Annotated in this window: 13 protein-coding genes; 1 reads left to right on the top strand and 12 read right to left on the bottom strand. The window is 68.7% G+C overall.

What is annotated here, in order from left to right; all coding sequences use genetic code 11:
* Positions 1 to 78: 78 nt before the first annotated feature.
* From MYF83_RS04885 to MYF83_RS44140, 10 genes are all read right to left on the bottom strand, one after another.
* Positions 79 to 663 (bottom strand): flavin reductase family protein, encoded by a 585-nt coding sequence (locus MYF83_RS04885; RefSeq protein WP_248958950.1) that lies wholly within the window; start codon positions 661 to 663, stop codon positions 79 to 81.
* A complete protein-coding gene (locus MYF83_RS04880) occupies positions 660 to 1,823 on the bottom strand; it encodes an LLM class flavin-dependent oxidoreductase (RefSeq protein WP_248958949.1) in 1,164 nt (387 codons plus the stop codon). The genes MYF83_RS04885 and MYF83_RS04880 overlap by 4 nt, the downstream gene beginning before the upstream one ends.
* Before the next feature lie 6 nt (positions 1,824 to 1,829).
* Positions 1,830 to 3,653, bottom strand: a complete 1,824-nt coding sequence (locus tag MYF83_RS04875; protein WP_248958948.1) for an SfnB family sulfur acquisition oxidoreductase — start codon at positions 3,651 to 3,653, stop codon at positions 1,830 to 1,832.
* 149 nt (positions 3,654 to 3,802) lie between these two features.
* Positions 3,803 to 5,470 (bottom strand): dipeptide ABC transporter ATP-binding protein, encoded by a 1,668-nt coding sequence (locus MYF83_RS04870; protein ID WP_248958947.1) that lies wholly within the window; start codon positions 5,468 to 5,470, stop codon positions 3,803 to 3,805.
* A complete protein-coding gene (locus MYF83_RS04865) occupies positions 5,467 to 6,330 on the bottom strand; it encodes an ABC transporter permease (protein WP_248958946.1) in 864 nt (287 codons plus the stop codon). The genes MYF83_RS04870 and MYF83_RS04865 overlap by 4 nt, the downstream gene beginning before the upstream one ends.
* Entirely contained in the window at positions 6,327 to 7,346 is a 1,020-nt protein-coding gene (locus MYF83_RS04860; protein WP_248958945.1) for an ABC transporter permease, read from the bottom strand. The genes MYF83_RS04865 and MYF83_RS04860 overlap by 4 nt, the downstream gene beginning before the upstream one ends.
* 7 nt (positions 7,347 to 7,353) lie before the next feature.
* Positions 7,354 to 9,000: an ABC transporter substrate-binding protein gene (locus tag MYF83_RS04855; protein WP_248958944.1), complete on the bottom strand. Its 1,647-nt coding sequence runs from the start codon at positions 8,998 to 9,000 to the stop codon at positions 7,354 to 7,356.
* Entirely contained in the window at positions 8,997 to 10,436 is a 1,440-nt protein-coding gene (locus MYF83_RS04850; protein WP_248958943.1) for an NtaA/DmoA family FMN-dependent monooxygenase, read from the bottom strand. Before MYF83_RS04850 ends, MYF83_RS04855 begins: the two co-directional genes overlap by 4 nt.
* 9 nt (positions 10,437 to 10,445) lie before the next feature.
* Positions 10,446 to 11,804, bottom strand: a complete 1,359-nt coding sequence (locus tag MYF83_RS04845; RefSeq protein WP_279339132.1) for an LLM class flavin-dependent oxidoreductase — start codon at positions 11,802 to 11,804, stop codon at positions 10,446 to 10,448.
* 115 nt (positions 11,805 to 11,919) lie between these two features.
* Complete coding sequence (locus MYF83_RS44140) at positions 11,920 to 12,003, bottom strand: putative leader peptide (protein WP_372500096.1); 84 nt, start codon at positions 12,001 to 12,003, stop codon at positions 11,920 to 11,922.
* 135 nt (positions 12,004 to 12,138) lie between these two features.
* Here MYF83_RS44140 and MYF83_RS04840 point away from each other — a divergent pair, with 135 nt between their 5' ends.
* A complete protein-coding gene (locus MYF83_RS04840) occupies positions 12,139 to 13,071 on the top strand; it encodes a LysR family transcriptional regulator (RefSeq protein ID WP_248958941.1) in 933 nt (310 codons plus the stop codon).
* Positions 13,072 to 13,405: 334 nt separating this feature from the next.
* Here MYF83_RS04840 and MYF83_RS04835 read toward each other — a convergent pair whose 3' ends face one another.
* Positions 13,406 to 13,675 carry a GNAT family N-acetyltransferase gene (locus MYF83_RS04835; protein WP_248958940.1) on the bottom strand — a complete coding sequence of 90 codons (270 nt, stop codon included), beginning with the start codon at positions 13,673 to 13,675 and terminating at the stop codon, positions 13,406 to 13,408.
* 195 nt (positions 13,676 to 13,870) lie between these two features.
* On the bottom strand, positions 13,871 to 14,614 hold a 744-nt coding region (locus MYF83_RS04830; RefSeq protein WP_248958939.1), incomplete at its 5' end, for a Gfo/Idh/MocA family protein.

The following is a 14,614-nucleotide window of genomic DNA, read 5'->3' as shown; positions in this document are numbered from 1 at the left end:
GTGCGGGCCCGGCGGCTACCCTCGCCGCAGCTGGTCGTCGTTGCAGCCAGTGAGGGCATTGAACGGACCTGTCATGAATCACGTCGACGATGCGGTCGGGTGGTGCAGGCGGCTGAATGCACTCCGGTGGAAGACCAGCGGCGAGGACGTGTCGACGTGCTCGACCGCGTGCAACTCCAGAAGCACGATGATGTGATCGCCAGCTTGCACCTCCTGGTAGATAGTGGTGTCAAACTGCGCCAGTCCGTCCACGAGCGTTACCGCGCCCAGGCCGCTGAGCGCCACGTCCACCCCGTCAAAGCGGGCCTCGGCCGGCCCTGCCAGTCGGCGCGCGACCGGCCCGTGATGGTCGGCGAGGATGGTCACACCGAGATGCCTGGCCCGGCGCAGCCAAGGCCAGGTCTTCGACGCTTTGGCGACCGAGAACGACACGAGTGGCGGTCTGAGGCTAACGGATGTGAAAGAACTGGCTGCCAGACCGACCAGCTCGCCATCGACCTTCGCGGCGACAGCCACGACCCCGGTTGGGAAGATCCCGAAGACCTTCCGCAACCCGTCCGGGTCGAGGTCCTGGTTGGTGCGGAACGGACGCGCGGCGGCGACCACCGGCGCACGGTCGGCAGGATCCGGTGGCACGTCGTCGACGTCGGACCGGGGGCTCATGCCGGCCTCCCCGTCGAGAGACTGCCGCCGAACGGGACGGCAGTCGTCGTGGTCCGGGGCGGAGCCGGATGGCGCCACAGGCCACGGCGGGTCAACTCGGGCAGAACTCCTTCGCCGAAGTGGTACGCCTCCTCCAGGTGAGGGTAGCCCGACAGCACGAACTCGGAGATCCCGACCGACGTGTACTCCTCGATCAGGTCGGCGATCTGCCCGTGCGATCCCACCATGGCGGTGCCGGCACCCCCTCGGACCAGGCCTACGCCCGCCCACAGGTTCGGGTAGATCTCCAGCCCGGCCTTCGTGCCGCCGTTGAGGGCGAGCATTCGCTTCTGCCCTTCGGACTCGCTACGCCGCAGTCCGTCCTGTACGCGTCGGATCTGCTCCTCGGAGATGCCCGCGAGCAACCGGTCGGCCTCGGCCCACGCTTCCTCTGCGGTGTCGCGGGCGATGGTGTGCAGCCGGATGCCGTAGGTCAGCTCGCGGCCCTCTTTGTCGGCGAGCACGCGCAGCCGGCCAATCTTCTCCGCGACCGCCGCGGGTGGCTCGCCCCAGGTCAGGTAGACGTCCACGTGCTTGGCCGCGACGTCGTACGCCGCCTGCGAGGACCCTCCGAAGTAGACCTGCGGAAGCGGGTCGGGGATCTGTGCGAGGACCGCGCTGTCGATGCGGTAGTGGCGCCCCTCGCGGTCGACCGTCTCGCCGGTCCACAGCGCCCGAACGATCTCGAGGAACTCCGCACACCGTTCGTACCGGGCCTCCTTGTCGAGGAAGTCCCCGTACATGCGCTGCTCGTGGCTCTCGCCGCCGGTCACCACGTTCAGCAGGAGACGGCCAGCGGACAGGTTCTGGAACGAACCCGCCATCTGCGCGGCGAGGAACGGGGAGACCATCCCCGGCCGGAACGCGACCAGGAACTTCAGGCGTTCGGAGAGGCTGCTGAGCATGGCGGTAGTGATCCAGGCGTCCTCGCACCACGCTCCGGTCGGCGTCAGCGCGGCCTCGAACCCGAGCTGCTCGGCGCTCCGTGCGATCTGGCCCAGGTAGGGCACCGTCGCCGGGCGGCCGGAGGCCTCGGCTGCCACTCCGTGACCGCCGCCGACGACGTGCCGGCCGTCACCGCCGTTCGTGGGCAGGAACCAGTGGAACTTCAGGTCAGTCATCACGCCTCACAGCTGTCCGTGGTTGGGAGGAAGGGTGCCCGTGACGGCCCAGTGGCCGAGGTGCTGAATCTTCCACGCGGCGGGATCGTGCAGTGTGTGGGTACGCGCGTTGCGCCAGTGCCGATCGAGGCGCAGGCTCGCTGCGGCCGACCGGGTGCCGGCGACCTCGAAGAGCCGGGTGCTCGCCTCAAGCGCCGCGCTCGTCGTCGCTGCACGGGCAGCCGCGACCGCGAGACTGGCCTGGCCTGCGGACTCCACGGTCAGGTCGGCGCCGGCCCGGTCGACGGCTGCCGCAGCTTCCTTCAGCAGGGCCTCCGCCGCACGCACCGCCAGCTCCATCTCGCCGAAGGCGTGGATCACCAGCGGGTCGTCCGCGGCGCGTTCTACCCCTGCGTCGGGATAGGGTCTGCTCACGTCACGGACGAACGCGGCAGCTTGCAAGACCGCCGCTCGTGCGATTCCGGCGTCGATCGCCGCGTGCAGCACCTGCGCGAACGCGCCATAGGTCTGCGGGCCGTCGAAAGTGACCGCGTACGGGGTGATGAGGTCCGTTGTGACGCTCACATCGGTCAGCACGACACTGCCGCTGGCGGTGGTGCGCTGGCCCAGCCCGTTCCAGTCGTCGATCACTTCGACACCGGGGGTGGTGCGCTCGACCCAGGCGACGTGCAGCGGTCCGTCCACATCAAGGTGGGCGAGCACCGGGATCCAATCAGCGAGCAGCGCACCGGTGGCGTAGAACTTGCGGCCGTTCAGCCGCCAGCGCCCGGGGCCGTCGGGGACCAGCGTCGTCCGAATGTCCCGCACGTGCTTGGTGCCCGCCTCCGACTGCGCGTTGCCGAACCGCTTGCCGGCCAGCACCTCGGCGAACAGCTGGGACTGCTGCGCCGGTGTGCCGTGCAGTCGCAGGTTGCTGACGTAGACGAAGTGGCTGTGCGGGATCTGCCCGATGTTCGGGTCGGCGACCGACAGCAGCCGGATCACCTCGACCACCGTGGCTACCGGCAGGTCGGCGCCGCCGTACGTCGCCGGCACCGTAGTGGCCAACAGGCCGGATGCGCTGAGCCGGTCCAGCTCGTCGGAAGGCAGGATCCGCTCCGCGTCGCGCCAGGCAGCCGCTGCGGCGAAATCGGTGGCCAGCTCCGCTGCCGCCTCCACCGCCTCCTCGGTGGAGAGCACCGGTACCCTGATCTTCTGTTCCGATGCTGTCATGCATCGTCCTTTCCACGCGGATACTCCCAGTTCCGGGCGTACGCCGCGCTCGGACTCGTTCCGTTGAGCACGTGGTCGCCGATGATCTGGTGGCGGTAGATGAGCGGGTTGTGCGAGGCCAGCGTGCGGGCGTTGCGCCATCTCGACATCCTCAAACAGCGTCGTCCCGCTCCCGGTCAGCCGCTGCCCGAACCCGTCCCAGTCATCGAGCCGGTGCACGCCCTGGGCCGCAGTGGGAACGAGCACGTCCGCGCTGTGCCCGCCGTCCACCGTCGCGGTCGTGTGGATCCAGTCGGCGAACAGGCTGCCTGTCGAGTAGAACTTCTTACCGGTGAGCCGCCAGCCGCGACCGTCCGGCACTTCGCTGATCGTCGTCGCGTTCTCCCAGAACGAACGGTTCCCGAGCTCGCTCTGCGCGTTGCCGACGACCATCCCGTCGGATATCCGGCGCAACCAGCGGTCGCGCACGTTGCCATCGGGGTGCACGAGCCGGCTCTCGACGAAGCCGAAGTGGCCACGCAGCAGCTGCGGCAAGTTCGAGTCCGCCTGAGCCAGCGCGACGAGCAGGCGGAAGAACTCCGGCAGGGTTGCGCCGAGGCCGCCTTGCGAGCGGGGCACGCGGATCCTGGTGAACCCGGTCTCGCGGAGCCGGGCGACCTCGTCGTACGGGAGCCGGCGGTCGGCCTCGCGGTCCAGCGATCCCTCTGCGATCTCCGCGAAGACCGGCGCGAAGCGCTCCGTCAGGTCGGTGGTACCCGTGGTCCCGCTCATGCCGGGACCAACCGGGGCAGCGCGGTGAGCAGCCGCTGGGTGTACGGGTGCTGCGGGCGGCGGAACACATCGTCCGCGGTACCGGACTCGACGACCTGGCCGTCCTTCATCACCAGGATGCGGTCACTCATGTGGTGGATGACCCCGAGGTCATGCGAGATGAACAGGTAGCTGACCCCGAGCTCGTCCTGTAGGTCGGTGAGCAGGTCGAGCACCTGCGCCTGGATCGAGACGTCGAGCGCCGAGACCGGCTCGTCGCAGACGATGACTTCTGGCTCCGGCGCGAGCGCACGGGCGATGGCGACCCGTTGCCGTTGTCCGCCGGACAGGCGCAGCGGCGCGGCGTCGAAGTGCTGATCTCCCAGCCCCACCTGCTCCAGCAATCGGACAGCCCGTTCCCGTGCCTCCGCCCGGGACGAGGGTGGGCGGTTGCCCATGGTGAGTGCGTCGATGGTGATCCGGCCGACCGACCAGCGCGGGTCGAACGAGTTCAACGGGTCCTGGTAGACGACGCCGATCCGTTTGCGCAGGGGGCGACGCCGGCGCGGCGGCAGCGTTGACCAGCTCTCCCCGTGGAGCAGCACCTCCCCGGAGGTCGGTGCGAGCAGCGACAGCGCGATTCGCGCCGTCGTCGTCTTGCCGGAACCCGACTCGCCCACGATGCCGAGAGTCTCACCCCCGAACAGCTCGAACGACACGTCGTCAACGACGGTCCGGTCTACCCTGTCCGGCCCCCGGTAGACCTTGGTGAGGTGCCGCGCCTCCAGTACGGGTCGGCCGCGGTCGACCGGCCTACGGGAACGCTGCGGGACGTTGCCGCCCCTCGACAGCCGAGTCCCACGGGTGTGCTCGGACGGGATCGCGTCGAGCAGCGCCTGGGTGTAGGCGTGCCGCGGCCGGCGCAGGACCTGGTGTACCGGACCGTGCTCGACGACCTCGCCGTCCCGCATGACGGCCACCTCGTCGGCCAGCCGGGCGACGACCGACAGATCGTGGCTGATGAGGATGATCGACGTGCCGTGCGCCTTCGCCTCGGCCAGCAGGTCGAGCACCTGCGCCTGGACGGTGACGTCCAGCGCGGTGGTGGGCTCGTCGGCGACGATGAGCTTCGGGTCGAGCGCGATCGCCGATGCGATCAGGGCGCGCTGGCGCAGGCCGCCGGAGAGCTCGTACGGTCGCTGCCGCGCCTTCACCGCGGGTTCCGGGACACCCATCGAGCCGAGCAGCTCGATGGCCTTGCGTGATCGTGACGCTCTGGTGCCCCAGCCGTGCACCCGGAGCGGCTCCGCGACCTCGTCACCGACCCTGCGGAGCTGGTCCAGCGAGCCGAGGGCGTCCTGCAGGACGAAGCCGATGTCGCGCCCACGGATCGCCCGCCAGGTGCGCTCGGATTGCGTGGTCAGGTCGATGCCGTCGAGTTCGATCCGGTCGGCCCGGACGTGGGCTCCGGAGCCGGTGAGGCCGACGAGCGTCCTGGCGGTGACGCTCTTTCCCGACCCCGACTCCCCCACGATGGCGAGGCAACGGCCGGGATGGGCGGTGAACGAGATGCCCCTGACGACCTCGTGCCCTCCGAAGGACACCCGCAGGTTCTCGACGGCAAGCAGCGGCACGTCCGGGTCGGTGCCCAGGGATACCCGCTCAGAAGCTGTGACCTCGGTCATCGAGCTGCTCCTTCCAGTCGGTGCTGGAGCGTGCGCCCCAGGGAGGTGACGGCGAGGGCGACCAGGACGATCACCAAGCCGGGCATGATCTCCAGCCACGGAGAGGTGGTGATGGAGTCGCGGCCCGCGTCGAGTAGTGCCCCCCATTCCGGACTCGGCGGCGCCACGCCGAGGCCGAGGAACGCCAGGCCGGACGCCCAGACAATCGACTGACCGACACCGAGCGTCATCACCGCGACGAGCGGACGGATGGCGTTGGGGAATAGGTGCTGCCGGATCACGACCCACCGGCCGTGGCCGAGCGCCACTGCCGACTCGATGTAACCGGCCTGACGGACGTGCAGGACCTGGCCGCGGACCATGCGCGCGTAGCCCGGCGCCGAACCGATGCCCACGGCGACGATCTCGGTGGCCACGGACGGGCCCCGGATGGCGATCAGAAGCAGCGCCAGCAGGAGAACAGGGAACGCGAAGGCGACCTCCAGGATTCTGGTGAGGACCGCATCGACGATCCCCCGGGCGAGCCCGGCGGCGAAGCCGAGCAGGATAGCGATCGCCATGGCCAGCCCCGTGGCCCCCAGACCGATCCCGAGGGACTCCCGCGCACCGTAAACAGCCCGGGTATAGAGGTCGCGGCCCGCGTCGTCGGTGCCGAACACGTGACTGAACGATGGAGACAGCAGCGTGTGCTGAAGGTCGATCGTGGTCGGGCTCCCCGAGGTGAGCACCGACGGCGCGATGACCGCCACCGCCAGAAAGGCGACGACCAGCAGCGACGCCGCGGTGGCAGGACGGAGCTGCACCCTGATGGCGGCCAGACGGGCGCGCGTGGCCGCCGGCGAGACGGATGCGGCGCTCATGAGGCGCGCAGCCTTGAGTCGATGAGCACGTAGGCGAGGTCGACCAGCAGATTCGCGATGACGTACACGCCGGCCACCACCAGGACGATCCCCGACACAGTCGGCACGTCCCGGGTGTTGACCGCGACCACCAGAACCTGTCCGATGCCCGGCCGCCCGAAGACGTTCTCCGCGATGACCGCGCCGGAGAGCAGCGAGCCCAGGGCCCAGCCGGAGAGCGTGACCGCCGGCAGCACCGAGTGCCGCAGCGCGTGCTTGAGGCGAACCCCGGTATCGCTCATGCCGCGGGTTCGGGCGGTGGTGATGAATGGCTGGTCGAGCACTTTCTCGAACTCGTCGCGGGTCACCTGGCCGAGGAAGCCGGCTAGGGGGAGCGCGAGGGTGAGCACCGGCAGGACGGTTCCCGCGACGCCTGTCCCCCCGATGACGGGGAAGACCCGCAGCTCCACCGCGAAGACGACCAGGAGGACGACCCCGATCCAGTACGGCGGCAAGCTGGCGGTCAACGCCTCCCAGGTCGACCCGATCGCGGTGACGAACCGTCGGCGCTTGACCGTCACGAGGATGACCACGAGAGAGAGCACCCACGCGGTGACCAGGGCCGCGACGGTGAGGACCAGGCTCGGTACGATCTGGGCACCGATGACCTCGGTGACCGGCTTGTGCTGTGTGTACGAGGTTCCGAGATCGCCGCGGAACAGCCCGCTGACGTAGTCCACGTACTGGACGGCCAGCGGCCGGTCGAAACCGAACTGGTGATTGACCGGCGCCAGGTCCGCAGCCGACCACAGCTGGGCACGACCGGTCTGCTGGTTCAGGATCGTGGTCGCACGGTCACCCGGCACGAGCAGCTGGGCGAAGAACGTCACCGAGGCGGCGGCGACCAGGACGAGGATCGCGAGGGCGAGTTTGACGAGGCCCCAGCGGACCGCCCGCACGCCGGAGCGCGCGGACGGCGCGCGTGAGAGCGCGGGTATCGGGACTGCGGGATCCGCAGCCTCGGCGGCTGTGGTCATCTCGGCCTCACTTGGTGAAGTAGGCATCCGAGAACACCGGCTCGCCCTGGCTCTTCTCCAGCCAGACGTCGTGCAGGTTCTTCGCGACGGCGATCGAGCTGGTCTGGGTGTAGAGGCCGACCGCGGCGGCGTTGTCCTGGATGATCTGCTGGGCCTGCCCGTAGAATTTGTTCGCCTCCTCGGTGGTCGCGGCACTGTTGCCCTGCTGGATCACCGTGCCCAGCTCGTCGTTGTCGTAGAAGGACGAGTTGTTGTAGTTGGGAGAGTCCTTGGTGCTCGGGCGCCAGACGATCCAGAGGATCGCGGCGCTCGGGCTCGTCCAGTACCACGGCTGGGCGTCGTAGGAGTCCGGCGACGAATACTTGCCGGAGAAGGTCTCCGCCTGCGTCTCCGGGATCAGCTCCACGTTGAAGCCGACCTGCTTCCACTGCTGCTGCAGGATCTGCAGCACCGTCGAGCCCTCGCCCGTCATGACGGAGCCCGCCGGGAAGGCGAACCGGACCTCGAGCTGCTTGCCATCCTTCGTCCGGTAGCCGGCCGAGTCCCTCGTCGTCCACCCGGCCTGGTCGAGCAGCTGGTTGGCCTTGGCCGTGTCGTACGGGTATGCCTTCGCGACCTCGGGGTTGTAGCCGGGAGTCGACTGACTCACCGAGGGGTTGTTCTCGTACGGGATGACCCCGTGGAATCCGGCTTCCACAGCGGACTTACGGTCGGCACCGTACGCGAACGCCTGACGGACCAGCTTGTCGGTGAAGACGCCCTTGATCGTGTTCATGTAGATCGAGACCGGCTTGCCCGGGGTGATGTACTGCTGCACCTCGAACTTCGCCTGTGCGTCTTTCCAGTTGACCGTCGGCACGTCGTAGATGACGTTTGATTCACCGGTTGTCAGTGACGCGTAGCGTGCGACCGGGTCGAGCAGGAACTTCCAGTCCACCTCGTCGACGATCGCCGGACCCTGGTGCTTGGCCGTGGCCGGCCAGGACGTGTAGTCCGGGTTTTTGACCAGGATGAGCTCCTGGCCGTGCTTCCACTCCTTGACCTTGAACGCACCGGAGCCGATCGGCTGCTCACAGTTCTCTTTGTCACTCCGCTTCAGCGCGGTCGGGGACTGGATCCCGAAGTACCCCTGCGTCAGCATCGTCAGCAACGGCAGGTACGGCTTGTTCAGGGTCACCTGGAGGTGCGTCGTGTCGAGCGCCTTCGCCGACGCGAAGTAGGGGTCGATCGAGACCTGGGCCGTGCTGTTGCCGCCCTTCTCCCAATAGGCGAAGTTGTCCGCGACCGCTTGCGCGTCCAACGCCGTGCCGTCGGTGAACTTCACCCCCGGCTTCAGCGTGAACGTGTACGTCAGCCCGTCGTCCGACACCTTCCAGTCCGTGGCGAGCCACGGCTTGATCGATCCGTCATCCGCCTCGGTCACCAGCGAGTCGAGGATGTTGCGATCGATGTACGCCTGCTGGAGCCATCCCCCGTAGAGGCAGGGTGGCTCCTGCTCGTGGCCGTAGATGATCGTGCCGCCCTGGACCTTGGTGCCTGTGCCTGCGCCTGCGCCGGTGGCGGGGGCATCGGCGCCGCACCCCGCGAGCAGGGAGCTGAACAGCAGGGCACCGCTGCCCACGGCAACCAGTCGTGCGCGGGTGAATCGGGTCATCTCTGTTCTTGTCCCTCTCCGGGTGTTTGGATGGCTGACGCGCTCTGCGAAGTGCGGTGCACGGTGATGGGGAGGTGCACACCGCCGCGGTAGCGGGAGCCGTGGTGCCACTCCGGCAGGCGATCGCCCGCGCCGAAGATGCGATCGCGCAGCGACTCGCCCTTGCGGTAGGCCGAGCGGAGCCGGCCACGTTCACGGAGGACCGGCACGACCAGTTCGATGAAGTCCTCGGCGGTGCCGTACGAGTGGTACTGCAGCAGGTTGATGCCGTCGACACCGACGTCGTCGAGCCAGCTCTCGATCGCGTCGGCGACGACCTCCGGCGTACCGACGGCGAAGAGCGCATGCCGGGCCAGGTCTCCGAAACCGGCCAGGAACTCGCCGACGGTCTGCTCCAAGTCGAGGCCGCGCCAGCGGCCGATGTCGCCGGTGGCAGCGGCGACATCTTTGAGCTGGGTCGTTGGCGGAAAGGCGGTCGGGTCGAACGTCAAGCCGGCATGCGCCAGGTAGCCCTCGGGGCTGCTCAGTCGCTGGAACTCCGCAAGCTTCGCCGCCGCCTCCTCCTCGGTGCGTCCCACGATCACGCCCGCGGTGGTGATGAACCGGATGTCGTCCGCCCGGCGCCCGGCGTCCGTGGCCGCCCTGCGGATGGTTGCCATGGTCCGCTTCAGGAACTCGACGTCCGGCCCGCCGGTGAAGACGATCTCGGCGTGCTTGCCGGCGAACGCCGCCCCGGCAGCCGACGCGGTCGCGGTGAAGAGCAACGGCGTCCGCTGCGGGCTCGGCGACGACAGATGCGGTCCCTCGACCTTGAACCAGGTGCCGTCGTGGTCGATCGGACGGATCTTCGCCGGGTCCGCGAAGAGGTTGGCATCCCGGTCCGCGACGATCGCGTCGTCGTCCCACGAGCCCTCCCACAGCTTGTAGAGGACGTCGAGGTACTCGTCGGCGATCTCGAAGCGGGTGTCGTGATCCACCTCGCCGTCCCGCCCGAAGTTCCGCGCGGCGTTGGGCAGGTACGAGGTGACGATGTTCCAGCCCACCCGTCCCTTGGTGAGGTGATCCAAGGTGCTCAACCGGCGGGCCCACGCGAACGGCGGCTCGTACGTCGTGGAGAACGTAATCCCGAAGCCGAGGTGCTCGGTGACCGCCGCCATCGCCGGTACGACCATCAACGGGTCGTTGTTGGGAATCTGCAGGCCTTCACGGATCGAGACGTCCGCCGAACCTCGGAAGACGTCGTAGGTCCCGACCACGTCGGCGAGGAAGACCGCGTCGAACCCGCCGGACTCGAGTAGCCGGGCGAGCTCGGTCCAGTACTCGATGTCCGTGAACCGCTGCCGGTTGTTGCCCGGCAGCCGCCACAACCCGTGTGTGATGTGGCCGACGCAGTTCATCTCGAACAGGTTGAGGATGAGTTGCTTCTTCTCACTCATGGCCGGCGCTCAGATGGGCTGCGGCGCGAACGCGCCTCGGTAGCGGGTGGCCTGGTGGCGCTCGGGCAGCCGGTCACCTCGGCCGAAAAGCTTGTGGCGCAGTGTGCCCTCGGCGTACTCCCGCTGCGCCAGGCCTCGCCGCTGGAGCACGGGGACGACGTGGTCGACGAACTCCTCGTACGAACTGGGGATCTCCGTGTTGACCAGATTGATCCCGTCGACGCCGGCCGCCTGCCACCGCGCGAGCACGTCGGCGATCTGCTCCGGGGTACCGACGATCCGACTGTTGGTGGCGGTGTAGTGCGCGACGTCGCGGAGGGTGGCCGGCCGGTCGGGGACCAGGTCCTTGATCCAGCCGACGATGCTCTGCACCCCCTCGGTTCGCAGCTCGCCGATCGGGGTGTCGAGGTCCTCGTGCCCGAAGTCGATCCCCAGGGCGCCCGACATGTGCGACAGCTGGCCGTCGTAGTCGATCCACTCGTCGAGCTCGGCCGCCTTCCGCTTCGCCTCCTCCTCGGTCGACCCGGCGACGACGTAGAGTCCCTGGAAGAACTTGATGTCGTCGGGCCGACGGCCGTGCTGGACGGCGCGCGAGCGGATGTCGGCGGTGTCGCGGGCGGCCGCGGCCAGGTTCGGCGATTGGATGAAGACCGCTTCGGCGTTCTTGGCCGCGAAGGTGCGGCCTGCTTCGGAGGCGCCCGCCTGGAACAGCAACGGGGTGCGCTGCGGCGACGGGCTGGCCAAGTGCGGCCCTTCGACCGTGTACCGCGGACCAACGTGGTTGATCCGGTGGACCTTGTCGAAGTCGGCGTGGATCCCCGTCTGCCGATCCTGGACGAGGGCGTCGTCCTCCCACGAGCCTTCCCAGAGCTTGTAGGTCACGTCGACGTACTCGTCGGCCCAGGCGTACCGCTCGTCGTGCGCGGTCAGCCCGGCCAGCCCGAAGTTGCGGGAGGCGTTCGGCAGGTAGTTGGTGACGATGTTCCAGGCGATCCGGCCCTTGCTGGCGTGGTCGAGCGTGGAGATGCGGCGGGCGAAGCTGAACGGGTGCTCCTGCAGGATCGACGCGGTGAACGCGATGCCGAGGTGCTCGGTGACGTACGCGATTGCACTGGCCAGCACCGACGGGTCGTTGCTGGGCACCTGCAGGCCTGCCTCGAAGTACTTGCGCTCGTCTCCGCGGTAGGGCGCGTAGAGCCCCACCACATCGGCGAAGAAGATCGCGTCGAATTTCCCCCGCTCCAGGGTCCTGGCGAGCCCCACCCAGTGGTCGAGGTTGTTGAAGTCGGCCTGCCGCGCCGTCGGGCGGCGCCAGGTGCCTTGGATGATGTGGCCGGTCGTGTTCATCACAAACGCCGCGAAATGCATCGGACGTGCCGGTATAGGTACAGTTGTGGACATGGATGTCTCCAGGGAGAGGACAGCGCGAAGGTAGGTCCGGTACGCAGAAATGAGAGGTGCCCGGGATCAGAGCGCGGTAGTACTAGGCCTGGCCTGGTCCCCGACAGAGGCAACTGGCCGTCCGAAGGAGGTCGATCGGGCGCCGGGTCGTCAGTACTACCTCCACGGCCGACCTCCTCTCCCGCTCTAGTGGGCCGCTTTTCCCTACTAAAACTATAGGCTTAGTGGGTTATTTACCCCAACCCCGCCCCGGCAGGTGTTCCATATCGCCCTGCCGTCTTCACCGTTCACGGATGGCCTCATGCGAATCGAGCAGCTTGAGTACGTAGTGGCCGTCGGCACGTACGGCTCACTGCGCCGCGCCGGCGAGCATCTACACGTGTCCCTGCCTGCCCTGAGCGAGGCCATCAGCAAGCTGGAGCGTGAGCTCGGCGTGGCGCTGCTGGACCGGCACCGGTCCGGGGCGCGGATCAGTTACGCCGGGCGTGACCTGCTCCAGCCGATCATCGACGTCCTGGATTCGGTGGCCCGGTTGCGCGCGGCCGCCGGGGACCAGCTCGCCGCGCGCCGGCTACTCCGGGTCGGCACGGTCAATGCCGGAACGGCCACCCTGCTACTCCCCGCGTTGCAAGCCTTCCATGCCCAGCATCGCGGCTCGACAGTCGAGATTCGCAACCTCCAGCAGGACGACATCTACGTCATGCTCGCCGAGGGCACGCTCGACGTCGGACTGGTGAACCTACTCGAGGGCGACGACGTCCCCCCGGAGTTGGAGCGCACGCCGCTCCTGGCCGGCCGGCCGGTGGCCGTCATCCCGGCCTCACACCCGCTCGCCGCCCAACCCGAGGTGAGCGCGGACGAGCTGCGCGCGGAACGCTTCGTCGCCATGCGCGCGGGCTACCTGATGCACCGCTTCGCGCACCGGCTCTTCGGCTCCAATCTGCCTGCCGAGTGGTATTCCACAGACGGCGCCGAGATGGGCAAGTTGATGGTCGCGCAGGGCATCGGCATCGCACTGCTCCCGGACTACAGCGTTCGCGGCGATCCGCTGGAGTGGGCCGGGCTCATCGTCGGCCGACCAATCGCCGGCGATCGGACCGCCGTCACAATGAGCGCGGTGCGGCGTCGGCAGACCCGGACGCCTGCGGTCGTGCAGGACATGATCCGGCACCTGCAGAACAGCGCCGAGCCCGGCTCCGGGCCCACCCCGAACGGCGCCAACGAACAAGCATGACCGGCGCACATCAACGCGCCGCCACCAAGCGAGCCTCGACTTCCGCCGAGAACGCCTCTACCTGACCACGGCCCTGTGGGTGCCCAGAATTTCGGCCATCGAGTGTGACCTGGGGTTTCCCGTTCCGCGGGCAGACTCGGCCTGAGACCGGCAGGATTCGGGTTCGTGGCTTTACGACTGATCTATCTGATCTTCATTCGGCTTCTCGATGCCCTTGCCCTGGTCCTACGCTCGGACGTTTCCAAGGACGCCGAGATCCTTATGCCTCGCCACCAGCTCGCGGTACTGCGTCGTCAGGTCACCCGGCCCAAGCCGTCGTAGGCCGACCGGGCCCTCATCTCGGCACCTCTAGCAGTGTTCGCAGCACAGCCGATCCGAGCCCCCGGCCCTGGAGGCCCGGAACGAGATAGAAATGCTCCAGCCGCCGCCCGTCCTCCGCCGGGCGCACAGTGACGCAGCCCGCGAAGGCGCCATCTGCCACGATGACCGACGTGTGCTGAGGGGAGAAGGAATCCCGCAGCCGCTGCCGGACCCGATGCTCATCGAACCGTCCCAACCGCTCCAGGTCCGGACGCATCACCGTCGCCCGCAGTTCCGCGATCACCTCGACATCCGACGGCTCTGCGGAACGCAGAGCCCATTCCATGGGATGGCTAGGCCCGGTCCTGGACGTCGCCTGACCTGGCCGTATCCCGTCCGCCCTCGCACTCGTATCCATGGCCGAAGTATCTCAGCGACTTGCTGTGCACACGCACGCAGCGAGATCGTTTACAGACCAGGCACGCAACAGCCTCTATCGCTAGCCGAGCCCGCGCGGGCGCAGTCCTGAGTGCCGGTAGAAGCCGTCGATCAGCCGCAGGGTCGCCGCCGCGTTCTCCGGACCGGTCCGGACCCGCCCATGCGAGAGGACGGCTGCGGCGAACGCCCGGAGCTGGGCGAGGTAGGTCGGCTCGCCGGGCACGCGCTCGCGCCGCGTCTCGCCGCCGGCGCGCAGGACCAGGCGGTGGAACACCTGCGGCATGAGGTAGCCGCTCACCCGCAACTCGCCGCGTTCCCCGGTCACCCGGACCGATATCGACGGGCGGGCCGCGCTCCACAGCGAGCACCGGAACCGGCCGGTCGCCCCGCCGGGAAAGACGCACTCCCCGGTCATGGCACGGTCGACGCCGGGGCCGCGCAGCAGCGCCCGGGCTCCGGTCACCACCGGCTCGCCTGGGCCGACCAGGCGCAGGCAGTCGATCGCGTAACATCCGGCGATCATGGTGGCGCCACCGCCGAGCCCGTAGTCGTACAGGACACCGTCGAAGCGCGGGACGGGCCAGCAGTTGGCGGTCTCCACGTGGATGATCGGCCCGAGCGCCTCCCGCGCGAGGACGCGCATCCGCTCGGCGAGCGGGTGATGGCGGTAGTGCATCCCCTCCATGACGACCAGGCCGGTCCGGCGGGCCGCGGCGGCCACCTCCTCGGCCTGCCGGGCGTTCGCGGCCAGTGGCTTCTCGCACAGCACGTGCTTGCCCGCCTCCAGCGCGCGCAGCGTCCACTC

The organism is Sphaerisporangium perillae (assembly GCF_023276435.1).
GTDB lineage: Bacteria > Actinomycetota > Actinomycetes > Streptosporangiales > Streptosporangiaceae > Sphaerisporangium > Sphaerisporangium perillae.
Note: the sequence above shows the minus strand (reverse complement) of the source record. Positions and strands in the feature narration are given on the sequence as shown.